Below are 23,242 nucleotides of genomic sequence, written 5' to 3' on the forward strand. Positions count from 1 at the left end.
AATAACAAACGAAATTTCAAGGCTAGCGGCGGCGTTTGCCGCCCTTGTCGTTTCGGCCGCCGCTGCTGCCGTTGCCACTTCGGGGGCTGCCGCCTTTGCCGCCTTTGTCGCCGCGGTAGCCACCACCGCGGCTGGCGCGGCCGGCTTCGCGCTCGGCGCGCTCGCGCTGCTTGATGTGCTCGGGCCGGTTATCGACCAGCTCCATGTCGATGGTGCGGTCGAGCAGGTTGGCCGAGGTCACGATGACTTGCAGCTCGTCGCCGAACTGGATGATGCGCTTCGAGCCCCGCCCTACCAGGCGGTAGTTGTCCTTATCCAGCTCAAACGTGTCGCCCGGAATGTCGGAGATGCGCACCATGCCTTCGCACTTGTTGGCCTCAATCTCGACGTAAATGCCGCGCTCGGTAAGGCCCGATACCACGCCCGTAAACTGCTCGCCGATGTGCGCACCGATGTACTCGACCTGCTTGTACTTGATGCTGGCGCGCTCGGCGTTGGCCGCTAGCTTCTCGCGGGCCGAGGAGTGCTTGCACTCCTCCTCCACCGGCTCCACGGGCACGTTCTTGCCGCCCTCCAGGTAGTGCTCCAGCAGGCGGTGGGCCATCATGTCGGGGTAGCGGCGGATGGGCGAGGTGAAGTGCGAGTAGTGCGCGAACGCCAGGCCGAAATGCCCGAGCGGCTCGGTGCTGTAAATGGCCTTCGACATCGAGCGGATGGCTAGCCCCTGAATCACGTTTTGCTCGGGCTTGCCCACCACGTCTTCGCTGAGCTTATTAAGCTCGGTGCTGACTTTTTTGGGATTGGCCAGGTTCAGCTTGTGGCCGAATTTCTGGGCGAAGAGGGCGAAGTTTTCGAGGCGGTCGGGGTCGGGCGCGTCGTGGGTGCGGTACACCATCGTGAAGCGCGGCTTTGTTTTTTTGAGGCCAAACACGTACTCGGCCACCCGCCGGTTGGCCAGCAGCATAAACTCCTCGATGAGCTTGTGCGCGTCCTTGCGCTCCTTCACGTACACCCCTAGCGGCTTGCCGTCCTCTCCTAGCTTGAACTTCACCTCCTGCGTTTCGAACGAGATGGCGCCCTTGCGGAAGCGCTCGGCCGAGAGCTTTTTGGCCAGCCGGTTCAGCAGATTGATTTCCTCGGCCAGGTCGCCCTCGCCGGTTTCGATGCGCTCCTGAGCCTCCTCGTAGCTGAAGCGGCGGTCGGAGTGAATGACGGTTTTACCAAACCAGGAATCCACCAGCTTGCCCTTCTCATCCAGCTCAAACACGGCCGAGAAGGTCAGCTTGTCCTCATTGGGCCGCAGCGAGCAGAGGCCGTTGGAGAGGTTTTCGGGCAGCATCGGAATCACGCGGTCCACGAGGTACACCGAGGTAGCGCGGCTCTTGCCCTCGCGCTCCAGCTCGGTGCCTAGCCGCACGTAGTGGGTCACGTCGGCGATGTGCACGCCCACCTCGTAGTTACCGTTGTCCAGCGTGCGCAGGCTCAGCGCATCGTCGAAATCTTTGGCGTCGGCCGGGTCGATGGTGAAGGTGAGGATATCGCGGAAGTCGCGGCGCTTGGCAATTTCCTCCTTCGTAATGGTGGTCGGGATGGCGTCGGCCTCCTCCTCTACCGCGCTCGGAAACTCAAACGGCAGGCCGAACTCGGCCATGATGGCGTTTATCTCCGCCTCGTTCTGGCCGGCCGCCCCGAAGTTGCGGATGATGGTGCCGACCGGGTTGCGGCCCTGCCCCTCGTGGTCCGGGAACTCAGTAATGCGCACCAGCACCTTGTCGCCGTTGCGCGAGTCGTGCAGCTCCTGCGGCGGCACCATCACGTCGAAATATGCCTTGCGGTTGTCCGGCTTCACGAAGCCAATTGAGCCCTGCACCTGCAGGCGGCCCACCACCTCGGGGCGCTGGCGCTTGAGCACTTCCACCACGTCGCCCGTCAGGCGGCCGTCGCGAATGCCGCGCAGGCGCACCCGCACCAGGTCGCCATCCAGCGCGTAGCGCAGCTGGTCGGTGAAGACGCGGATATCGTCGCCCTCGCCATCCTCGCGCACTACGAAGGCAAAGCGCGGCGTAGCCAGGGCCACCGTACCGATGACGGTATTGCTGTCGCGCCGGGGCCGGTCGGGGCCATCGCCAGGGTGGTCGAAGCCCGCCGAGCGGCGCCGGTGCACAATGGGGTCCTGGCCAAATTCCTCTTCCAGCGCCGGGGAAGGCGCAGCAATTGACTCGGCTTTTTTAGTTGTTTTCCGGCCCTTAGCAGCGCTGGCGGCTACTTGCAGGTCGGTAGGGCTAGCCAGCCGATAATCGTCGTTCTGAAGCAACTCCAGCTTGCCAGCCTGCTTCAATTCTTTGAGGTGCGCAAATAATTCTTCGCGCTGCACTTTGGTAGTGATACCTAGCCGGCGCGAAAGCTGGCGATAAGCCAGCACCTTACCGGGGTTGTCGGCAAACTGGCGGTAGACTGTATCCTTATCGATGCCAGCCGCTACGGCCGCAACTTTTGAAACGGGGGTTGCCTGGGCGGCGGGGGCTGCCTTCGCGCGGGTGGCGCGGGGGGCAGCGGGGTCTTTAGGGTTTTTCATGGATTGGGTAAGACGGCCGCCAGACAGCTTGAGGTAAGATTGACGAAGGCGACGCGGGGTAAAGATGTCGAACGGAGCAATACTCCGCTCCGGAATTACTAAAAGTTCAGCTGGCCGGCTGAGCGGTGGCCAGCGCCCGCAGCACGCGGTGGCCAAACTCGGCAACCGACCACTCTTTCAGGTCTGATACCTGGCCGTCGCCGACTTCAACCAGCACTGGCTGGCCGGCGAGCGTTTCGGCTACGTCCAGCGAATAAAAAAGCCGGGGCCGCAACGCTACCACCGCAGCTTGCAGCGACAAGGGTAGCGCGGCGCCATTGGCCCCGTATGCGTGGCCACGCACTACAAAAAAGCGGCGCTCCGAAGCGGGTTTCAACGCCACAAAGTCGCGCACAAAAAGTGGAGTACCAGCCGGCAGGTCCTGGCGCGCCCAAAAGCCGGCTAGCTGCTCCTGGGTCGAGACAATCGAATCCGCTCCGAATGATTTCACGAGGCCCTTTACGAAATATTCCCGCCCACCGGCGAAATCCAGCTCGGTTGGCTTGTGCAGAAAGCGACTCGGGAAAGTGTACGCCGCTACGGCATCATACCAGCCGGTAGCCTGGTGCGAAGCCAGGTACTCGGCCGGCGGCACGGCCAGCGGCAGCAACTGCCCTAGCTGCCGGTACTCGGCGCCCGTTAGCATCCACCCCCGGTAAACTACTTGCGGCTGGGCAGCCGCAGCCAGCGCTGGTACCCAGGCTTTGTTTTCCTCCAGGTCGACTAGCCCCGTTGCCAGCCCCTGCGCCCGCGCCCACTCGTACTCCGGCTCCCACAGGGGGTCAATGGTGCGGGGCCGGTAAGGCAGGCAAGGATAAACAAGGTGCATAGGCTAGGAGTTGACGCGGGCCGCAATTCGCGCCGGGTCGTCGCTGGGAATGGCGGCTAGCAGCTGCTGTGTGTACGGGTGCCGGGGGTTGGCGTAGACTTCGGCCGCCGGGCCGCTTTCCACAATTTTGCCCTGGCTCATTACCAGCAGGCGGTCGCTCATGAAGCGGGCCACCGATAGGTCATGGGTAATGAACAGGTAGGTGATGCCCAGCTCGCGCTTAAGGTCGTTGAGCAGGTTGAGCACCTGTGCCTGCACGCTCACATCGAGCGCCGACACCGACTCGTCGCACACAATGAGCTTGGGCCGCAGGGCTAGTGCCCGCGCAATGCAGATGCGCTGCCGCTGCCCGCCGCTGAACTCGTGCGGGTAGCGCTGCTCGGCGTCGTCGCTCAGGCCCACGGTACGCAGCAGCTCGCGCACCCGGGCCTTTTGCTCGGCGCGGCTGCCGCCTACCCCGTGCACCCGCAGGGGTTCCAGAATCGCCTCGCCCACCGTGAGCATGGGGTTCAGGGCGGCGTAAGGGTCCTGAAATACCAATTGAAACTCGCGCCGCCGGTGGCGCAATTCGCCAGCAGGCAGCGCCGCCAGGTCTGTGCCTTCAAACAGGATGCGGCCGGCCGTTGGTTCCGTGAGGCGAAGCAACGCCCGGCCCAACGTGGTTTTGCCGCAGCCCGACTCGCCCACCAGCCCTACCGTTTCGCCGGGATAAATGGTAAAGCTCACCTCATCTACCGCCCGCACAAAGTCGGTGGTGCGTGAAAAAAAGCCCTTGCGAACCGGGAAGTACACGCGCAGGCTCTCGACCTGCAACAGCGGTTTTTCGGCCGTGGAACGCGTTTTTTGTTCCACGGGGAACGTTTTGGCGCTTTCAACATTGCTTCGTAACTCCGCGAAGCCCGTTTGCAGCACCTGCTGCCCTAGCCCGCTGGCGTGCGCCACCAGGTTGCCGGCGGCGTCGGTCTGCATAAAGTCGGCCACCACCGGCAGGCGCGGCTTCCCAATCGACAGGCGCGGGCGGCAGGCTAGCAGCCCCTGCGTGTAAGGGTGCTGGGGCCGGGTAAAAATGTCGAGCACCGTACCCTGCTCCACTACCTTGCCCCGGTACATCACCAGAATGCGGTCGGCAATTTCGGCCACCACGCCCAGGTCGTGGGTGATGAACAGCACGGCCGTGCCGTGCTCGCGCCGCAGGTCGCGGATGAGCTGCAAGATGCGCGCCTGCACCGTCACGTCGAGCGCCGTGGTGGGCTCATCGGCGATGAGCAGCGCCGGGCGGCAGGCCATGGCCATCGCAATCATCACGCGCTGCTTCTGGCCGCCGCTTATCTCGTGCGGGTAAGCTTTGAAAATCTGGGCCGGGCGCGGCAGCTGCGCCTCGGTAAACAGTGCGATGGTGCGCGCCTCGGCCTCCTGCTTGCTGAGCGAGGTATGCAGCAGCAGGGCCTCCACCACCTGGTAGCCGCAGGTCAGCACCGGGTTCAGGGAAGTCATGGGCTCCTGAAAAATCATGCTGATGTCGTTGCCGCGCACCTGCTGCAATTGCGTTTCGCCAAGTTGCAGCAAATCGACCGCGCCCAGCTTCTCCGACTCGAAGCGGGCCGTGCCGCTCTCAATTCGCGCGGCGGGCTTAGCCAACAGGCCGAGCAGGGCTAGCGACGTTACCGACTTGCCCGAGCCCGACTCGCCCACAATCGCCACTACCTCTCCCCTACTCACCGCAAACGAAATGCCGGCCACGGCGCGGGTGCTGCCGCGCTGCGACTGAAAATCGACGGTCAGGTTCTCAACGGAAAGCAGCGGCATGGGCAATCACAAAAACGGCGCGGAGAAAAGCCGCGCCGCAAGTTTACTAGACAGGTTCCGAAGCCGGCGGCCCGGCCGTAGCCTGTGCCGTGTTTTGCTCGGTTTGGGTAAAGAAGCGGCCTTGCAGCAGCAGAATAAGCGCCACGCCGATAAAGATGGAAGAATCGGCCAGGTTGAAAATTGGCCAGAGCGACACGTACTTACCACCAAAGATGGGCCAGGAGGCCGGCAAAAACCCTTCGTAGATATCGACGTAAAGCATGTCGATAACCTGTCCGAAAAACCACGGCGTAGGCGAGCCAAACGGCGCATTGTGGTAGATGACGCCGTAAAAAAGCGAATCTATCACGTTGCCCACGGCCCCACCCAGAATGAGCGCCATGCAGGCAACAAAGCCCGCTGCCGCCCGCTGCCGCCACAGCCGCACAATGTAGTAGCTGATGCCCCCGGCCGCCAGCAGCCGAAAAGCCGTGAGCACGAGCTTACCGTAGGGCGGCGGCAGCAACTCTACCCCAAAGGCCATGCCGGGGTTCAGCGTGTAGTGCAGCTTAAACCAATTGCCAATGAGCGGAATCTCGCCCGGCAGCCCTGGCTGCATGTGCTTGTGCACCAAGTATTTGGAAAGCTGGTCTAGCACAATCACAAACAGCGCCAACAGAAAGAAGGGCAGCACGCTGCCGCGCCGCGCCGGGTAGCGCTGGGGCTGGGAATAAGTATCTACGGGCAAGTCGGTCGGCACAGGTGAAACTTGGGTTACTTTGTACTGTTTTATACCGAATTACGAGGTTTCAGAACCTTTAAAAACGGCGAAAGAAAGGTATTGTGCGCGGGAAAACCCGGCCGCGTTTTCAGGCGCGGTCGTGTTATTCATAGTCAGGCAGTTACGACTTCAATTTTGGCCGGCACCGAGAAGTCATCAAACTCCAGCACTGCGCCGTCGGCCAGGCCCGGCACAAAGTCGAGGCGCTGGGCCTGCACTTCCTCGCGGATGTAGTCGCCAAACGCTTGCACGGCGGCTTGCAGCTCGGCCGGCGCGCTGCCAGCTAGGGCAACCTGGATGCGGTCCTGCACTTCGAGGCCCGAATCTTTGCGCAGGTTCTGGAGGCGGTTGACCAGCTCGCGGGCCAGCCCCTCCTGGCGCAGCTCGTCGGTGAGCGTCACGTCGAGGGCCACGGTAAGCGGGCCGTCGGTAGCCACGAGCCAGCCGGGCAGGTCCTGGGTGCGGATTTCGACCTCGTCGAGGTGCAGCGTGAGGGTTTCGCCCTCAACTTCTACGGCCAGCTCGCCTTGCTTTTCAAGCCGGTTTAGCTCGTCGCTGCTCAGGGTCTGGATGCGGGCGCCCACGGCCTTCAGGCGCGGGCCGTACACCTGGCCCAGCCGCTTGAAATTAGGCTTCACCGACTTCACCAGCACGCCGCTCGTATCGTCGAGAAACTCGATGTGCTTCACGTTCACCTCCGCGCAAATCAGGTCTTCGACCAGACCAACCTGCTCTTTGGTAAACTCATTGAGCACCGGCACCAGAATACGCTGCAAGGGCTGCCGCACCTTCAGCACCGACTTCTTGCGCAAGGAGTGCGTGAGCGAGCTGATGCGCTGGGCCAGTTCCATTCGCTCTTCCAAAGCCTTGTCGATGAGTGAGCTATCAGACTCGGCAAACAAGGTGAGATGAACTGATTCCGGGGCTAGCGGCGTGTTGTTGGCCACGGCCTCGGCGCGCATGCCATCCGTCATGTTTTTGTAGAGCCAGTCGCCGAAGAACGGCGCGATGGGCGACATCAGTTGGGCCACCACCACCAGGCATTGCTGCAAGGTTTCGTAGGCGGCGCGCTTATCGGTCGTCAGCTCGCCCTTCCAGAAGCGGCGGCGCGAGAGGCGCACGTACCAGTTAGAGAGCTGGTCGGTCACGAACTCCTGGATGGCGCGGGCGGCCTTGGTGGGGTCGTAGTTGTCGAGGTGGCCGCGCACCTCCCCTATCAGCGTGTGCAATTTGCTCAGAATCCAGCGGTCCAGCTCACTCAGGTCGGCCAGCGGCACGCGGTCGAACTCGCGGGTCTGGAAGCCGTCCAGGTTGGCGTAGAGCGCAAAAAATGAGTACGTGTTGAACAGCGTGCCGAAAAACTTGCGCTGCACCTCCGTTACGCCCGCCTGGTCAAACTTGAGGTTGTCCCACGGCGGCGAGTTGGCAATCATATACCAGCGCGTGGCGTCGGGGCCGAACTGCGCGATGGTCGCAAACGGGTCCACGGCGTTGCCGAGGCGCTTGCTCATCTTGTTGCCGTTTTTATCCAGCACCAGGCCGTTGGCAATCACGTTTTTAAAGGCTACCGAATCTTCCAGCATCACGGCTAGGGCGTGCAGCGTGAAGAACCAGCCGCGCGTTTGGTCTACGCCTTCGGCGATGAAGTCGGCGGGGAAGTTCTTGGCGAAAACCTCTTGATTTTCAAACGGATAATGCCACTGCGCATACGGCACCGCGCCCGAGTCAAACCACACGTCGATAAGGTCGGGCTCGCGGTACATGGGCTGGCCGCTAGGGCTCACCAGGAAAATATCGTCCACATACGGGCGGTGCAGGTCGATTTTCTCGCCGTTGGCGTAGGGGTTGTGGGTCATGATTTCGGCCGCCACGGCCTTGTCAATCTCCGCCTTCAGCTCGGCGATGCTGCCGATGCAGATTTCCTCGGTACGGTCCTGGGTGCGCCAGATGGGCAGCGGCGTGCCCCAGTAGCGCGAGCGGCTGAGGTTCCAGTCCACCAGGTTTTCGAGCCAGTTGCCGAAGCGGCCGGTGCCGGTGCTTTCGGGCTTCCAGTTGATGGTTTTATTCAGCTCGATGAGGCGGTCTTTCACCGCCGTGGTCTTGATAAACCACGAGTCGAGCGGGTAGTAGAGCACCGGCTTATCGGTGCGCCAGCAGTGCGGGTAGGTGTGCTCGTACTTCTCGGTTTTGAAGGCCGTGCCGTTGGTCCGCATCCGGATGGCGATGCTCTCGTCCAGCGTTTTATAGTCGGCGCCACTCTGGTCGTGGCCATCGTAGTTCTTCACCCAGCGGCCGCCAAACTCGCCCATTTGGGCCACGTAGCGGCCCGTGCGGTCCACGATGGGGCCGAGCTTGCCCTGGTCGTCGGCCACCATCAGCGCGGGGATGCCATTGAGTTGCGCTACCCGGAAGTCGTCGGCGCCAAACGTGGGCGAGATGTGCACGATGCCCGTACCATCCTCCGTGGTCACGAAGTCGCCGGGGATGACGCGGAAGGCGTTTTCCTCGCCCTCAAAGTGCGGGAAGCCAGCTTCGGTGTTGAATAGGCGCTCGTAGTGGATGCCGACTAGGTCGGCGCCCGTGAACTCACGGATAACTCGGTAAGGAATATTGTTCCTTTTAACAGCTACGCTTGTGAAGATTTCAGGATAATCCCGCAGAACACCACTAACTGACAAAGGATTACCCTGGTCTAACCATCTGGGGATACTTTCCAGAAAATAAGTAGAATCAAATTCTGTGAAAACAGTTTCTTCAGGATTTGGAAAGTATTTTTTAAGTAAATCCTTAGCCAAAACAATCTGTATCGGACGTAAAGTATAAGGATTAAACGTCCGAACAAGAACATATTTAATGTTCTTTCCAACTGCCAGTGCAGTATTAGCGGGAAGTGTCCACGGCGTAGTTGTCCAAGCTAAAATATAGGTTTCAGCTCGGTCTATATCTCTCAAGTTAGAGTTATCAACACCAGTAAACAGCCTCTCCGACTTCTCATCGCGCACCACCTTAAACTGGGCCACGATGGTCGTGTCCTTCACGTCCTTATACGTGCCGGGCTGGTTCAGCTCGTGCGAGCTGAGACCCGTGCCGGCGGCTGGCGAGTAGGGCTGAATGGTGTAGCCTTTGTACAGAAAACCCTTGTCGTAGAGCTTCTTGAGCAGGGCCCAGCAGCTCTCGATATACTCGGGCTCGAAGGTGATGTAGGGGTCGTCAAGGTCCACCCAGTAGCCCATTTGCTGGGTCAGCTCGTCCCACTGCGCCTTGAAGCGCATCACGGTTTCGCGGCAGCGCTGGTTATAGTCTTCGACGCTGATTTTGTGGCCGATATCCTCTTTTGTGATACCCAGCTCCTTCTCCACTTGCAGCTCGATGGGCAGGCCGTGGGTGTCCCAGCCGCCCTTGCGGGGCACCTGCTTGCCCAGCAGCGTCTGGTAGCGGCAGAAGATATCCTTCACCGCCCGCGCCATCACGTGGTGAATGCCGGGCTGGCCGTTGGCCGAGGGCGGGCCCTCGTAAAACACGAACGTGGGCTGGCCCTCGCGGCTGCTCACGCTCTTCTCAAAGATGCCGTTGGCGTCCCAGTAGGCCCGCACGTCGGTGGCGAGCTTGGCGTAGTCGAGCGGCTGCTTGTATTCGGGGTAAGTCATTGTATTACTAGCTATTGGCTTTTGGCCGCTGGCTGTTAGCTTTTCTAAAAATCGTCTGTCATGCTGAGCGTAGCGTAGCGAAGTCGAAGCATCTCTACCTCAATACTAACTTCTAACGCCCGCAACGAAGCGGTAGAGATGCTTCGACTCCGCTGCGCTCCGCTCAGCATGACAAACCAGTTAAGTCGTTTTTACAGCATTGCCCTGCTCCACGCTGAGGCGCTGCAAATTCAGGTCAATGTCGTCGTCTTCCTCGTGGTAGCTCTCATCGTAGTGGTGCACCAAGGCCGCTTTAGGCGTTTTCCAGCTGCCGCCGCGCTCGAAAGTAACCAGCAGCGCCGGCAGGAAAATCAGGTTTGAGAAGTTGGTAATGAGCAGCGAAGCGCCCATGAGCACCCCGAGCGCCTTGGTGCCGCCAAACTCGCTGAAGCCGTAGATACTGAACCCGATAAAGAGCACGATACTGGTGTAGAACATGCTCGACCCAGCCTCGCTCAGCGTGTTGGTGATGGCCTCGCTCACGCTCTTGCCGGGCATGGCCATCTCTTGCCGAAACTTGGCTAGCAGGTGAATTGAATTATCGCCGTCGATGCCCAGCGCTATCACGTAAATCAGGGCCGTGGCCGGTTTCAGCGCAATGCCAAAATAACCCATCACGCCGGCCGTCAGGGTCAGCGTTAAAATATTGGGTATTAAGGCGTAGAAAATGGTGCGTACCGAGTGAAACAGTAGCAGCACTACCAGCGCCACCAGCCCAAAGGCCCACATCAGGCTTTCGCCCAGCGTACCGATAACGTACTCGTTGCCCTTGGTAAAAATGACCGTTGTGCCGGTGCGGCGCACTTCCATATCGGTGCCCGCAAAAATTCGCTTGATGGCCGGCTCAATGCGCTTATTCACCAGCGTATCAAGCTTGTGCGAACCAATGTCGGCAATTTTTACGCTGATGCGCGCCCGCTGCTGCGTGCTGTCCATGAAGGTTTTGAGCAGCTTACTCGTCGAGTTGGCTCCCTTGCCTTGCGAATTGGCCAGGTAGCTCAGAATGAAGCTCTTATCGTCCTTATCCGGCAGCTTGTAAAACTCTGGGTTGCCGTTGTAGAAGGCTTGCTTGGCGGCTTTCAAAAACGTAACCATGCTGATGGGCGTGGATAGCTCGGGCTGCGCTTGCAAAAACTTGTCGAACTGGTCGATTTTCTGCAGGTTGGGTAGTTTTAGCAGGCCCTTGGGCTGCTTGGTATCTACCACAAACTCCAGGGGCATTACCCCGCCGAAGCGCGCCTCGAAGAAGCTCAGGTCCTCGTTCACGGAGCTTTGCTTGGGCAGGTCGTCGACCATAAACGACACGGCCTCGATGCGCGAAATACCAATGGAGGCTAGCCCCACCAGCAGCGCCGCCGTGAGGTAAATGGTGCGCCGACGCCGCAGCACAATGAAGTCGAGAAAGTGAATAATGCCCACCAGCGGCTTCGAATCGAGGTGCTCCAGCTGCTTATCGGTGGGGCCGGGCAGGTAGGTAAATACCGCCGGAATCATGATGAAGCTGATGATGAAGGCCACGAAAATATTAATCGTGGCCACTAGCCCAAACTGGTACAGAATGGCAATATCGGTGAAGGTGAACACGAAAAAGCCGATGGCCGTGGTCGTATTATTCACCAGCGTAATGAGGCCGATTTTACGAATTACGCGCGTCATGGCCAGCACCTGATTGCCCGATTTGCGGTAGTCGTAGTGGTAGCGCGAGAGCAGGTATGTACAGTTGGGCACGCTGATAACCACCAGGATAGACGGTATCAGGCCCGTGAGCAGGTTGATTTTAAACCCGAGCAACACAATGCTGGCCACGCACCATATCATCACGATAATGACGACCAGCAGCGGCACCACCACCGCCGACCACGTGCGGAAAAACACGAACAAAATGATGGCCATCACCACCACCATCAGCCCGGCAAAGAACTTCATCTCGGCCGATACCTTGCTCGTCATGGTCGAGCGCACGTAGGGCAGGCCCGCGTAGTGCAGCTTGATTTTGGCATCCTTCTCAAACTTGGTGCTCAGGTTCAAGATGTTGTTCATCACCTCTTTGCGCCGGTCCGAGTTCAGCCACTTGGGGTCGAGCGTCACGGCTAGCAGCGTGGCGCCGGTGCGCGGCGCCACTACCTGGCCCTTGTAAAACTCAATGCTGTTCACCACCCGCATCAGCGAGTCGAGCTGGGCCTGGCTGGTGGGCGGCTTCGCAAAAACGGGCGCCGTCACGAAGCTGTTGTTTACCGTATCCTTCTGAATCTGAATCAGCTTGGGCAGGCCTAGCACGCCCGACACGCCCGGTACTTTCACCAAGTCATTGGCAAGCTGGTCGTAGAGCCGAAACTGCGGCAGCTTGTACACGGCGCTGTCCTGCATCCCTAGCACGAGGATGTTGCCATCCTCGCCAAAGGTTTTTTTGAACTGCTGGAAGTACACCATGTCGGGGTCCTTCGGGCTCACGACCTGGGCAAAGTCGTAGGTCATTTCCACATTGCGCGCCACGTAGGCCATACCTAGGGTCGAAACGGCAATAAGCAACAGCAGAATCCGCCGGAACTTAATGATAAACAGGGCGATATGTCCCCACATAGGATTCGGGTTTAACTATAAATTTTCGGCTTCAAGCCGTTTCCAAGCGGTCAGCATACACCCGTACTAACCGCACCTGCGGTTGGGCTAGCGCGGCCAGAATGTGCTCCCATTTTTCGGCTAGGAAAGCACGAAAAACCTGACGTCGCATGTTACCTATACAAAACCGCACCACTTGTGGCGGCGCGTAGCGCAGGGCTCGGTCCTCAAAATCTACCTCTTTAGTTACGATAATTAAGTTGTGCTCAGCAGCGTATTGCCATACGGTGTAGTCATCCCAGTGGTCGGGAGCTGATTCAAATTCTGGCTGTTGCCAATGCCGCGAACGTGACGAGATATTAGCATCAAGTAAAAAGCGAGGTGTCATGCTGCAAAGGTGCCATACCCTGACAGCTAAACGCGTCTGGTTTGAGAGAAGTGGTCTACGCTTGCCTAAAAACCTCTCTCTGATACACTCAAAGCACCAGTTGCGACTCGTATTTCTCGCGCACAGTGGCAAGGGCAAACCGAATGCAGGCAAGTACATCCTCACGCTCTAGTTGCGGATATTCATCAAGCATATCATCTACCGAGTCGCCCGCGCCTAGAAAATCCAGAATGTTAGCCACCGTAAGCCGCGTTCCCCGAATAGTTGGGCGACCATTGCAACGGTCCGGATTTACAGTGATGCGCTCGAAAATGTATGTGTCAGCAGGAGTCATAGCCTTGAAAGTTTAGCGAGGATAAGTAACGAATTATACCCCTCAAAAGGTGCGTCCTAGAGCTTCGCAAACACCGTTTTAAAGCTCACGGCTTCGCCGATGTACGCCCGCAACGCGCCGATGGGCATCCGGGTTTGCTCGCGGGTGTCGCGGTGGCGCACCGTCACGGTGTCGTCTTCCAGCGTTTGGCCGTCTACCACAATACAAAAAGGCGTCCCGATTAGGTCCTGGCGCGTGTAGCGCTTGCCGATGGCGTCTTTGTCCTCGATTACCAAGCGGAAATCGAAGCGCAGCTCGTCGAAAATCTGCTGCGCTTTTTCGGGCATACCGTCCTTGCGCACCAGCGGAAAAATGGCCGCCTTGATGGGTGCCACCGCCGGGTGCAGCTTCAGGAAGGTGCGCTGCTTGGTGGTTTGGGCGTCGCCCTCGCCTTCGGTGATGGTTTCTTCCTGGAACGCCTCGCAGAGCGTGGCCAGAAACAAGCGGTCGGCCCCGACCGACGTTTCCACCACGTAGGGCACGTAGTTGCCGTAGGGCTTGCCGGTGGCGGGATCGAGGTCGTTGTCGAAGTACTGCTGCTTTTTGCGGCTCAGGTTCTGGTGCTGGGTCAGGTCGAAGTCGCCGCGCGAGTGGATGCCCTCCATTTCCTTGAAGCCGAAAGGGAACTCGTACTCGATATCCACGGCCGCCTTGGCGTAGTGGGCCAGCTTGTCGTGGTCGTGAAAGCGCAGCTTGGCGGCCGGCAGGCCCAGCGCCTCGTGGAAGCGGCGGCGGGCGGCCTTCCAGGTGTCGTACCATTCGCCTTCCGTGCCGGGGCGCACGAAGAATTGCATCTCCATCTGCTCAAACTCGCGCATCCGGAAGATGAACTGACGGGCCACAATCTCGTTGCGGAAGGCCTTCCCGATTTGGGCAATGCCGAACGGGATTTTCATCCGCGCCGATTTCTGCACGTTCAGGAAGTTCACGAAGATGCCCTGGGCCGTTTCGGGGCGCAGGTACACGGGCGGCGCCTCCGAGTCTACGGCCGAGCCCTGGGTCGAGAACATCAGGTTGAACTGGCGCACCTCCGTCCAGTTGCCGGTGCCCGACACGGGGCACAGGATTTTCTCGTCAATAATGAGCTGGCGCACGCCGGCCAGGTCGTTGGCGGTGAGCAGGCGGCCCATTTCGGCCGTGAGGGCGGCGCCGCGGGCCGGGTCGCCGGCGTTTTCGTACTCGGCCGCTTTTTCTTCGATGAGCACATCGGCACGGTAGCGCTTCTTGCTGTCGAGGTTATCGATGAGCGGGTCGTTGAAGCCCGCCACGTGGCCGCTGGCCTCCCAGGTTTGGGGGGCCATGAAAATGGCCGCGTCGATGCCCACCACGTTGCCGTGCAGCTGGGTCATGGTTTCCCACCACAGGCGCTTGAGGTTGTTTTTCAGCTCCACGCCGTTGGGGCCGTAGTCGTACACGGCGGCTAGGCCATCGTAGATTTCGGAGGACTGGAATACGAAACCATATTCCTTGGCGTGGGCCACGATATCTTTTAGCTGGGCGCTTTCGGCGGGCGTAGTAGGCTTGCTCATAAGCTACAAAACTACGCCTTAGCTTCAACACCGCAGATTCAACCGGATTTAACGGATTGAATCGGTGGTCACGATTCGGTAACATGCCGCTAGCTTCATGCCGGGTTAATTTTGCGGGCCGGCTACCCACTCCGGCTCCCTTATATGTTCGGACTCGAACCCCATGTTTTGCTGCTGCTGGCCGTCTGTTTGCTAGCCGCCTGCGCTTTTGAATTCGTTAACGGCTTTCACGACACGGCCAACGCCGTGGCCACCGTTATCTACACCAATACCCTACGGCCCTGGGTGGCGGTGGTCTGGTCGGCCTTCTGGAACTTCATCGGCGTGTTTGCCGGGGGCATTGGCGTGGCCATGGGCATTGTGTACCTGCTGCCCGTCGAGAGCCTCGTAGACCAGAATGTGTACCACGGCATTGCCATGGTGGGCGCGCTCATCGTGGCGGCCATCATCTGGAACGTGGGCACCTGGTACTACGGCATCCCCTCGTCGTCGTCGCACGCGCTCATTGGGTCCATTCTGGGCGTGGGCATTGCGTTTTCGCTGCTGCCCGGCGGCAAGGGCGCGGCCGTGAACTGGAGCAAGGCCGGCGAAAGCGGGCTAGCCCTGCTGCTGAGCCCCATTCTGGGCTTCACCTTCACCATTCTCATGATGTTCGTACTCAAGCGCTTTGGTAGCAAAGCCTTGTTTAAGGAACCGCGCAAGCGCCGCCCGCCGCCGCTCTTCATTCGCCTCACCCTCATTACCACCTGCACGCTGGTGAGCTTTTTTCACGGCTCCAACGACGGCCAGAAGGGTGTGGGCCTTATTATGCTGATTCTGATTGGCATCGTGCCCGTACATTTTGCCCTCGACAACAGCAAGAATCCGCTCGACCTGCGCGAGTCGCTCACCAAGGTCGAGTACGTTATCAACCGCCTCAACCCGGCCGAGATGAGCGCTACCGACCAGCAGCTGCTAGCCCAGGTACGCACCCAGACGGCCGACCTCGACCGCGTATTTGCCGGCAAAACCAAGGTGGAAGACCTGCCGAAAGAAGCGCGCTTCGAGATTCGGCGCGATATTCTGCTGCTCGCCAACCGGGGCAAGAAGCTCATCGGCTCCGAGCAGGTGAGCCTTAGCACCGCCGACCGCGAAACCTACACCAAGGCCGTGGATATTATGAAAACCTTCACCGACTACGCGCCCTGGCAGGTGCTGCTGATGGTGAGCCTGTCGCTGGCCTGCGGCACCACCATCGGCTGGCAGCGCATCGTGAAGACCATCGGCGAGCGCATCGGCAAAGAGCACCTCACCTACGCGCAGGGCGCCAGCTCCGAGCTGGTGGCCGCCGCCATGATTGGCCTGAGCACGCAGTCGGGCTTGCCTACCTCCACCACGCACGTGCTCACGTCGAGCATTGCGGGCAGCATGGTGGCGAGCCGGGGCGTCAAGAACATCAACCCCGAAATGGTGCGCAGCATTGCCCTGGCCTGGGTGCTCACCCTGCCCGTAACGATGGTGCTGGCCGGCGGCCTGTTTCTGCTCTTCCGCTCCATCAGTGGCTAGGCCGCCGGCGCCGCAACTGGCCTTCTGTATTCGCCTGCACACAAAAAAGCCAACCCGGTTAGGGTTGGCTTTTTTGCTAGGGTGCTTGGCCAAAACAAAAGCCGGTAACCTGGGAATAATCCCAGCTTCACCGAGTTATCCACTTATCCACACTAAAAAGTGGCGTTTTTGTGGATAACTTTTCTGAGCCGGGAGTAAACACCGGCTAATCCGGGGAACTTTCAGGTTGTCAACTGCTCAGCCCTACTTGGGCCACTGCACCTCCAGGTCGTCGTTGATGAAGACGCCGAAGTTGACGAATTGCAGCAGGCCTTCCTCAAAATAGAGGTCTATCATCGATTTCTCGTAGCTCAGGCGCACTTCGCCGCCCTCCATGGTTTCAATTTCGGGCGCGGCCTGGCCGTGGCGCTGCATGAGGGCCTTAATCTTATCGAGCGGCTGGCCGTGGATAACCTCGCCAAACAGGCGCAGGTTGGGGTTGTCGGTTTCGATGCAGCTCAGGCGGAAATCGTCCTCGCGGTCGAAGTACAGCGAAAGCAGGTGGTCTTCCTCGTAGTAGTTCCAGGCCTGGTGCTCGAACTCGTCCTCGTCTTCCGACTCGTCGATTTCTTCGGGCTCGCCCACTAGGGTGCGCACCTCGTCCATGGTGGTGCCGAAGCGCAGCGGGCCCATGCCGGTGCCCAGGATAATTTCGTTTTCCTCGATGCTGCTAGGGGTGGTGGCGGTGGTGCTCATGGGGAAAGGGGTTGTTGAAGTTGATAACAAAGGTAGCCGGGTGAATAACCACTGAAGCGCTTCTGGCTGGGTAATACCCGGCTGGCTAGGCACTAAGTTTTCCACAGCCTGTGGATTACTCCGGTGCATAACTGCCGGGCTACTTGCCGTAGCGCTCCTCGAAGGCGGCTTTTTGCTTCTGGTATTCGGGCAGGGCGCGGGCCTCATCCCACTTCTGCTTGAAAATAGCGGCGGCTTCTACTTTATCCACATCGGGATGTGCATTACGCGGCAATTCGGCGCGGCCGTGGGCGCCGCTCTGGCCTTTTTTGTCGGCGGGCACGGGCCCCGCGTATTTTTTGCCGCCCGCGTGGTTGGCATAGCGCCGGGCGCGGGTGTAGCCCATCTGCAAAAACTTGCGGGCCATGTCGGCCCCCACAAAGTCGTGCTGCTTCAAATAAGCCTCCAGCAGGCCCCAGATAGCCGCCGATGACTCCCGGGCCGCCGCCGCATCCTTGAAGCGCCAGTGGGGCAGGATTTCGCCCTTGTAGGGCTGCACCAGCAGCACGCCCTGCTCGCCCTTGCCCACGCGGTAAAGCTCGGGGTGCTGGCGAAAATCGACGGTGGCAAAATCCAAGGTGTAATCGAAGGGCATGGCTAGCGGGCGCGGGCGGCACTTATCCACAGGCAGTGCCCGCCTTTTGTGCACAACGGCCAGCGCCGGGCCAGGGTTGGCCCGCTAGCCCCGGCCCGCAGGGTTTTCCACGAACCGAGGTTTTCCACAAACCCAAATTGTGAATTAATTTCTTTTTTAAAAAATCTTCTTTCATTCCCATCCATCAGGGCAGTGGATAAGTTGATAACCGCCGCGAGTTGTCCACAGCGTGGATAACCAGTGGGTAACTATGGGCTTATGCACCGGCTATCCACAGCCAATGTGCATATCATGGCGGTATTTATCAAGAACTTACCTGGGTTATCCACTATTCACAGGGGTTATCCACTTATCCACTATTCACAGGGTAGGCCCGGTGTGGATAGTGTGCGTGGGCCCCGGAAGTTATCCACGGTTATCCACACGCCCGCCGAGCTGCTAGCGGGGGCGAACCACCAAAAAAACTTGTGCGCATTCTATCCACAGGTTGCCCACACCTTTCCCCACAGTTTTCCACAGAAAACGCCCGCCTGGCCCACACCAGTGGATAACATAGTGGATAACTCGTGCATAAATGCCAAAAGCTGCGCTCAGTAACTGGAAACGCAGCTTAGTTATCCACCGTGGGCAAAAGAAAGCGGCCGCCAACCAGGGTTGACGGCCGCTTATGCACAATTGGCGCCCGGGAAAGATGAACGCGGGCTAGCCGCGGGGAAGAGCCTAAAAGCTCAGCGGCTCCTCAATTTCGAAGCCGGCGCGCACCTCCAGCAGCTTGGGGTAGAGGTACACCGGCTCGGGGGCCAGGCGCAGGTTGGGGTCGGCGCCGCGCCAGCGGCCATCGCCATCCTGGTCGATGAGCACGCGCAGGCGGTACTTGCCGGGCGCCAGGTAGTTGAAGCGGTAGGTGCCGCGCGGGTTGTGCAGCTGGGCCAGCACCTGGTACTTCTCATCGAGCAGCTGCAAATCGAAGGACTTATACGCCGTTTTGAGGGTGCCCGTGAGCTGCCCGCTCGGGTCCTGATCTACCACGGGCAGGCGCAGCGGCCGCCGCAAATACAGCGACTGCCCCGTAACGGCCAGAATAGCCGTGCTGTCGAGCCGAATTTCCACGTTCTTCAGCGCCTTGGTGTCGAGGTTCACCGTGAGTTCGGTGCGAGTAGCGCTGAGGCTAGCCTCGGCCGGCACGCGCAGGGCGTGGGTGCGCAGCGAGTCTTCGGTGAGGGTGCCGGGGCTTTTGCCCGCCACCAGCTGCACGGGCACCGGGAAGCGGAATTTCACCTGGCCCTGGCGGTACACGCTGCGCGGGTTGCCCACCACGGCGGTGCCAGCCGGCGCGGGCGCCTTTTTGCCGGCCGCGTTGGGCACCGGAAAGCGCACGCTGATGGTGTCGCGGCGTTGGTTGCCCACGCTGTCGGTGGCGGCCAGCAGGTAGCGGCCATCGCCCACCGCCGGGGTCTTGTAAATCAGCACGCTGCGGCCCTGGTCGGCAAGCTCGGTAGCGCTTTGCACGGCGGCCTGGGTTGCCGCGTCGGCGGCCAGCGGGGCTAGCGTGGCGGCTTGCAAGCCTTCGTTGAAGGTAACGCGCACCTGCGCCGCGGTGGCCTCGATGCCGGTGCGGCGCGGCGGCAGGCGGTCGGGGCGCACCAGCAGCAGCGTGCGCGGCGCGGTGGTATCGCTCACGAACACCGGCGCGGGCAGGTAGCCGATTTTCTCGCCATCGTCGAAGCGGTTGTTGTTGTTTTTGTCGGCCCAGGCGTAGAGATTGTACGCGGCCACCCGCACAAAATTGAGCTGAAACTGCCCCTTGTCATCGGTGCGGGCCAGGTAGTAGGGCTGGCCGCGGCGCACCGTCACGGTATCGGTGGTGCGGTAGAGGCCCACCAGGATATCGGCGGCGGGGCGGGTGGTGAAAAAGTCGCGCACCGTGCCGCGCACCCGGCCCGAGTCGAGGGTGGCGCCGGTGCTGAAGCTCAGGGCCTGGTACTTGGCGGGCAGGCTCTCGTTGGCATCCACAATAGCCTTGCGGAAGTTGAACGAGTAAGTGGTATTTGCCTCCAGCGGCTTCTTAAACGTGAGGGTAATAAAGTCGCGGTCGGCCAGCACCGAATACGAGTTATCAGCCGGCAGCTGCGGGGTAATGAGCAGGTTTTTCGACAGCTCCTTGAGCTGAATGGGCTCCGAAAACTTGAGGCGAATGAACTGCTGCTTCACGTTGCGGGCCGCGCTGTCGGGCGAGGTGGCAATGAGGCGCGGCGGCGTTTTATCGCGCGGCCCGCCCTGCGGCGAGCTGATGGCCGCGCAGCTGCCCAGCGCCAGCAGGCCCGCCAGCGCCAGGCCCGCCCCGGCGCCCCGGCCCGGCCGGCTAGCCCACTCCGGAGCCCGAAAACTCTCTACAAATTGAAACGCAGCGCGAACACCCATCAGAAAAAACGGCGGAAAAACGTGTGCAAAAGTACCCCGCCGGGCGGGCGCAGGGCTAGCGGCCGGGCGCGGCCCGCTCGGCTACGTACAGCACGCTCGAATAGTGCCCGCCGTGCTGCGCCGCGTACTGGTTTGATTTATAGCCCGCCTTGAGCACGGCCAGCGGCCCACCCGCCCGCTCGGGCGCCAGGTGGCGCTCGCTCAGCATACTGATGTAGTAGGCATCGAGCGGCAGCGGCAGGGTTTGCACCAGGCGCAGGCCGTGGCGGGCCAGCAGCTGGCGCATGGGGGCCGGCGCAAAGTGGTAGAGGTGGCGCGGCACGTCGTAGGCCGCCCAATTCTGTCGGTAGTGCTGGGCGTCGAGGCTCTCGGCATTGGGCACGGCAACGAGCAGCTTGCCGCCGGGCCTGAGCTTGCGAATGAGCTGAGCCAGGGTATCGTGCAGCGCGTGCACGTGCTCCAGCACGTGCCACAGGCTGATGATATCGAAGCTGCCGGGGGCTAGCCCGGCCAGCGCCGAGGCTTCCAAGATGGGCTGGCCCACGCGGGCCGTGGCATCGTGGCGGGCGCGGGCGTTGGGCTCCAGGCCCGTTACCTGCCAGCCGCCGCGCTTGGCACCCGCCAAAAAGTGGCCGGTGCCGCAGCCGTAGTCGAGCAGTTGGCCCGGGCGGCCCCCATTCAGCCGATTAATGAGCGCTACCTTGCGGCGCACCGTGAAGTAGCGCGCCACCTTATACACCCGGTTCACCAGGCCCTGGGCGGCCGAGTTGTGCGACACGTAAGCGTCTGACTCGTAGTATTTCCCAATGTTGGCCGCGTCGGGCCGGGGGTTGGTAAACTGAAAGCCGCAGGCCGCGCACTGCTGAATGGTGAAGGTTTCTTGGCTCACCGACTTGTCCTGCACCTGCAGCTTGTCGTGGAGGTCGGGGCTGCCGCACACCGGGCAATTGGCTAGTAATTCGGTAGGCACAGGCGGAAATAACTCAGACTCGATAAAAGGCTGCAAAGTTGGGCAAGAAAGTAACTACATGCGTCGAGTAACGGGTTGAACAACGCTGTTACGCTAGTCTTCTTTCGGTACTTCGGTAGTAGTGCCTAAACCCAGCGAAACGGCTAGTGGCAGAAGGCCAACAAGGCAGTTAGCCACCGCAAAGCTCATCACTAAAAACCAGCCGAACGTTCGCCAGCCCCGGCCTTGCAGTAAGTTCTTAACGGCTAGCCCCAGCGCCAATACCCCCAGTCCTGCTAGTAATAGCCACGATAAGGGCATCCATAAAAACCAGTAGCCACTGTAATAGAAATGCTCGTGAAAGTGCCACAGCCAGGCAGCCCCCCAAAACCAGGCTACTAGCCCCAACGCAGCAAAAGATAGCCATCCCAGCGGCCCGCACCACGGCCGCCGGGATGGTTTTGCCGGCGCCTCCATCTACCGCCCCAGGTACACCATCAGCACCGACACGTCGGCCGGGCTCACGCCGCTGATGCGGCTAGCCTGCCCCAGGGTTTCGGGCTGAATCTTGAGCAGTTTTTCGCGGGCCTCGTGGCTGAGGGCGGGCATGGCGCCGTAGTTGAGGCGGCCCCGAATGTGGAAGTCTTCCAGCTCGCGCATGCGCTGGGCTTGCTGCTGTTCCTTCTGCAAGTACGTCTCGTACTTGGTTTGGATAATGGCCTGCTCCTGCGCTTCTTCGCTGAACGCGGCCAGCTTTTCGGCCAGCTCGGGTAGGAAGGCCGCCAGGTCGGGCAGCTCAATATTGGGCCGGCGCAATAAGTTGAGCGCCCGGGTTTTCTCGTGGATTTCGGCCGAGCCGTGCTCAGTCAGAAAGCCGTTTATCGCGGTCGGCTCGATGGCGAATTTCTCCAGCACGGCCAGCACGGCGGCCGTGTCGGCCTCCTTTTGGTGCACGCGGGCCAGGCGCTCGTCGCTGGCCAGGCCCAGGGCGTGGCCCAGGGGCGTCAGGCGCAGGTCGGCGTTGTCCTGGCGCAGCAAAATGCGGTGCTCGGCGCGGCTCGTAAACATGCGGTACGGCTCGTCGGTGCCCTTGTTGATGAGGTCGTCGATGAGCACGCCGATGTAGGCCTCGTCGCGCCGTAGCGTGAAGGGCTCCTTGCCGACGGCGCGCTGGTGGGCGTTGATGCCGGCCATCAGGCCCTGGCAGGCCGCTTCCTCGTAGCCGGTGGTGCCATTAATCTGGCCGGCTAGCCAGAGGTTGCGCACCGGCTTGGTTTCGAGCGCATTAGTAAGCTGCGTAGGCGGAAAGAAGTCGTACTCGATGGCGTAGCCGGGCCGGAACATCTTGGCCTTCTCGAAGCCTGCGATTTCGCGCAGGGCGCGGTACTGCACGTCCTCGGGCAGCGAGCTGCTGAAGCCGTTGATGTAGCATTCCACGGTGCTCCAGCCTTCGGGCTCCACAAAAATCTGGTGGCGGTCCTTGTCGGCAAAGCGGTTGATTTTGTCTTCCACGCTCGGGCAGTAGCGCGGCCCCAGGCCCTTGATGCGCCCCTGAAACATGGGCGACTTCTCGAAGCCTTCCTTCAAAATCTCGTGCACCCGCTCGTTGGTGTACGTGATATAGCACGGCCGCTGCCCGGTGAGGCGCGGCGTGTCGAGGTACGAGAAGCGGCTAGGGGTGGCGTCGCCATCCTGCACTTCCATCTTCGAGTAGTCGAGCGAACGGCCGTCCACGCGGGGCGGGGTGCCGGTTTTCATGCGCCCGGCCTCAAAGCCCAGCTCTACCAATTGCTCGGTGAGGCCGCGGCTGTTTTTCTCGGCGGCCCGGCCACCGCCAAAATTCTTTTCGCCAATGTGAATCAGGCCGTTGAGGAACGTACCGTTGGTGAGCACCACCGTTTTGCTGCGAAATTCGATGCCCAGCGCAGTGGTAATACCCACGCAGGTATCGTTCTCTACCAGCAAACCCGTCACGGCTTCCTGCCAGAAGTCCACGTTCGGAATCCGCTCCAAGGTCAGGCGCCACTCTTCGGCAAAGCGCATGCGGTCGCTTTGGGCGCGCGGGCTCCACATGGCGGGGCCCTTCGAGCGGTTCAGCATTCGAAACTGAATCATGGTGCGGTCGGTGATGAGGCCCGACTGGCCGCCCAGCGCGTCTATCTCGCGCACTATCTGGCCCTTGGCTACGCCGCCCATGGCGGGGTTGCACGACATCTGGGCGATGGTGTTCATGTTCATCGTCACCAGCAGCACCTTCGAGCCGAGGTTGGCGGCGGCGGCGGCGGCTTCGCAGCCGGCGTGGCCCGCGCCCACTACGATGAGGTCGTATTCTTCTTGCTGAAACATAGTAGGGTAAGCTATAGCTTGCCGTAAATAGTTCGGCGGCGCAGCCACCAAGCCATTAGCAGACTGCA

At 60.6% G+C, this 23,242-nt stretch carries 16 protein-coding genes; 1 reads left to right on the top strand and 15 read right to left on the bottom strand.

Features of this window, described 5'->3' with window-relative positions; translation table 11 throughout:
- Window positions 1-22: 22 nt before the first annotated feature.
- The 9 genes from rnr to Q5H89_RS05810 all read right to left on the bottom strand — a co-directional run bounded on the left by rnr (window position 23) and on the right by Q5H89_RS05810 (window position 14,544).
- Window positions 23-2,575, bottom strand: a complete 2,553-nt coding sequence (gene rnr, locus Q5H89_RS05770; protein ID WP_305018351.1) for a ribonuclease R — start codon at window positions 2,573-2,575, stop codon at window positions 23-25.
- A 106-nt stretch (window positions 2,576-2,681) separates the two neighbouring features.
- Complete coding sequence (locus Q5H89_RS05775) at window positions 2,682-3,443, bottom strand: ATP-grasp domain-containing protein (protein ID WP_305018352.1); 762 nt, start codon at window positions 3,441-3,443, stop codon at window positions 2,682-2,684.
- A 3-nt stretch (window positions 3,444-3,446) separates the two neighbouring features.
- The gene (locus Q5H89_RS05780; RefSeq protein WP_305018353.1) at window positions 3,447-5,249 is read right to left on the bottom strand and encodes an ABC transporter ATP-binding protein; all 1,803 of its coding nucleotides are present in this window, start codon (window positions 5,247-5,249) and stop codon (window positions 3,447-3,449) included.
- Between the two features lie 46 nt (window positions 5,250-5,295).
- Window positions 5,296-5,988, bottom strand: coding sequence for a lipoprotein signal peptidase (locus Q5H89_RS05785; protein WP_369810640.1), 693 nt, complete (start codon window positions 5,986-5,988; stop codon window positions 5,296-5,298).
- 134 nt (window positions 5,989-6,122) lie between these two features.
- Window positions 6,123-9,656, bottom strand: a complete 3,534-nt coding sequence (gene ileS, locus Q5H89_RS05790) for an isoleucine--tRNA ligase (protein ID WP_305018354.1) — start codon at window positions 9,654-9,656, stop codon at window positions 6,123-6,125.
- Window positions 9,657-9,836: 180 nt separating this feature from the next.
- Entirely contained in the window at window positions 9,837-12,275 is a 2,439-nt protein-coding gene (locus Q5H89_RS05795) for an efflux RND transporter permease subunit (RefSeq protein WP_305018355.1), read from the bottom strand.
- Window positions 12,276-12,306: 31 nt separating this feature from the next.
- Entirely contained in the window at window positions 12,307-12,642 is a 336-nt protein-coding gene (locus tag Q5H89_RS05800; protein WP_305018356.1) for a DUF5615 family PIN-like protein, read from the bottom strand.
- A gap of 88 nt (window positions 12,643-12,730) precedes the next feature.
- A complete protein-coding gene (locus Q5H89_RS05805; RefSeq protein WP_305018357.1) occupies window positions 12,731-12,976 on the bottom strand; it encodes a DUF433 domain-containing protein in 246 nt (81 codons plus the stop codon).
- Between the two features lie 56 nt (window positions 12,977-13,032).
- Complete coding sequence (locus tag Q5H89_RS05810) at window positions 13,033-14,544, bottom strand: glycine--tRNA ligase (RefSeq protein WP_305018358.1); 1,512 nt, start codon at window positions 14,542-14,544, stop codon at window positions 13,033-13,035.
- Between the two features lie 144 nt (window positions 14,545-14,688).
- Between Q5H89_RS05810 and Q5H89_RS05815 the strand changes: the two genes are divergently transcribed.
- Window positions 14,689-16,089 carry an inorganic phosphate transporter gene (locus tag Q5H89_RS05815; RefSeq protein ID WP_305018359.1) on the top strand — a complete coding sequence of 467 codons (1,401 nt, stop codon included), beginning with the start codon at window positions 14,689-14,691 and terminating at the stop codon, window positions 16,087-16,089.
- A gap of 243 nt (window positions 16,090-16,332) precedes the next feature.
- Here Q5H89_RS05815 and Q5H89_RS05820 read toward each other — a convergent pair whose 3' ends face one another.
- From Q5H89_RS05820 to mnmG, 6 genes are all read right to left on the bottom strand, one after another.
- Window positions 16,333-16,824: a hypothetical protein gene (locus Q5H89_RS05820; protein WP_305018360.1), complete on the bottom strand. Its 492-nt coding sequence runs from the start codon at window positions 16,822-16,824 to the stop codon at window positions 16,333-16,335.
- 139 nt (window positions 16,825-16,963) lie between these two features.
- Window positions 16,964-17,458 (bottom strand): DUF4385 domain-containing protein, encoded by a 495-nt coding sequence (locus tag Q5H89_RS05825; protein WP_305018361.1) that lies wholly within the window; start codon window positions 17,456-17,458, stop codon window positions 16,964-16,966.
- 2 nt (window positions 17,459-17,460) lie between these two features.
- Window positions 17,461-17,586: a hypothetical protein gene (locus tag Q5H89_RS05830; RefSeq protein WP_305018362.1), complete on the bottom strand. Its 126-nt coding sequence runs from the start codon at window positions 17,584-17,586 to the stop codon at window positions 17,461-17,463.
- Window positions 17,587-18,178: 592 nt separating this feature from the next.
- A complete protein-coding gene (locus tag Q5H89_RS05835) occupies window positions 18,179-19,879 on the bottom strand; it encodes an Ig-like domain-containing domain (protein ID WP_305018363.1) in 1,701 nt (566 codons plus the stop codon).
- Window positions 19,880-19,934: 55 nt separating this feature from the next.
- Window positions 19,935-20,849, bottom strand: a complete 915-nt coding sequence (locus Q5H89_RS05840) for a methyltransferase domain-containing protein (RefSeq protein ID WP_305018364.1) — start codon at window positions 20,847-20,849, stop codon at window positions 19,935-19,937.
- 456 nt (window positions 20,850-21,305) lie between these two features.
- Complete coding sequence (mnmG, locus tag Q5H89_RS05845) at window positions 21,306-23,174, bottom strand: tRNA uridine-5-carboxymethylaminomethyl(34) synthesis enzyme MnmG (protein WP_305018365.1); 1,869 nt, start codon at window positions 23,172-23,174, stop codon at window positions 21,306-21,308.
- Window positions 23,175-23,242: the final 68 nt, after the last annotated feature.

Origin of the sequence: Hymenobacter cheonanensis, assembly GCF_030581075.1 — a bacterium.
Lineage (GTDB): Bacteria > Bacteroidota > Bacteroidia > Cytophagales > Hymenobacteraceae > Hymenobacter.

What these genes read in the sequence shown, in the direction of transcription:
- rnr (WP_305018351.1), bottom strand. Translation starts at nt 2,575, where the DNA reads ATGAAAAACCCTAAAGACCCCGCTGCCCCCCGCGCCACCCGCGCGAAG.
- Q5H89_RS05775 (WP_305018352.1), bottom strand. Translation starts at nt 3,443, where the DNA reads ATGCACCTTGTTTATCCTTGCCTGCCTTACCGGCCCCGCACCATTGAC.
- Q5H89_RS05780 (WP_305018353.1), bottom strand. Translation starts at nt 5,249, where the DNA reads ATGCCGCTGCTTTCCGTTGAGAACCTGACCGTCGATTTTCAGTCGCAG.
- ileS (WP_305018354.1), bottom strand. Translation starts at nt 9,656, where the DNA reads ATGACTTACCCCGAATACAAGCAGCCGCTCGACTACGCCAAGCTCGCC.
- Q5H89_RS05795 (WP_305018355.1), bottom strand. Translation starts at nt 12,275, where the DNA reads ATGTGGGGACATATCGCCCTGTTTATCATTAAGTTCCGGCGGATTCTG.
- Q5H89_RS05800 (WP_305018356.1), bottom strand. Translation starts at nt 12,642, where the DNA reads ATGACACCTCGCTTTTTACTTGATGCTAATATCTCGTCACGTTCGCGG.
- Q5H89_RS05805 (WP_305018357.1), bottom strand. Translation starts at nt 12,976, where the DNA reads ATGACTCCTGCTGACACATACATTTTCGAGCGCATCACTGTAAATCCG.
- Q5H89_RS05810 (WP_305018358.1), bottom strand. Translation starts at nt 14,544, where the DNA reads ATGAGCAAGCCTACTACGCCCGCCGAAAGCGCCCAGCTAAAAGATATC.
- Q5H89_RS05815 (WP_305018359.1), top strand. Translation starts at nt 14,689, where the DNA reads ATGTTCGGACTCGAACCCCATGTTTTGCTGCTGCTGGCCGTCTGTTTG.
- Q5H89_RS05820 (WP_305018360.1), bottom strand. Translation starts at nt 16,824, where the DNA reads ATGAGCACCACCGCCACCACCCCTAGCAGCATCGAGGAAAACGAAATT.
- Q5H89_RS05825 (WP_305018361.1), bottom strand. Translation starts at nt 17,458, where the DNA reads ATGCCCTTCGATTACACCTTGGATTTTGCCACCGTCGATTTTCGCCAG.
- Q5H89_RS05835 (WP_305018363.1), bottom strand. Translation starts at nt 19,879, where the DNA reads ATGGGTGTTCGCGCTGCGTTTCAATTTGTAGAGAGTTTTCGGGCTCCG.
- mnmG (WP_305018365.1), bottom strand. Translation starts at nt 23,174, where the DNA reads ATGTTTCAGCAAGAAGAATACGACCTCATCGTAGTGGGCGCGGGCCAC.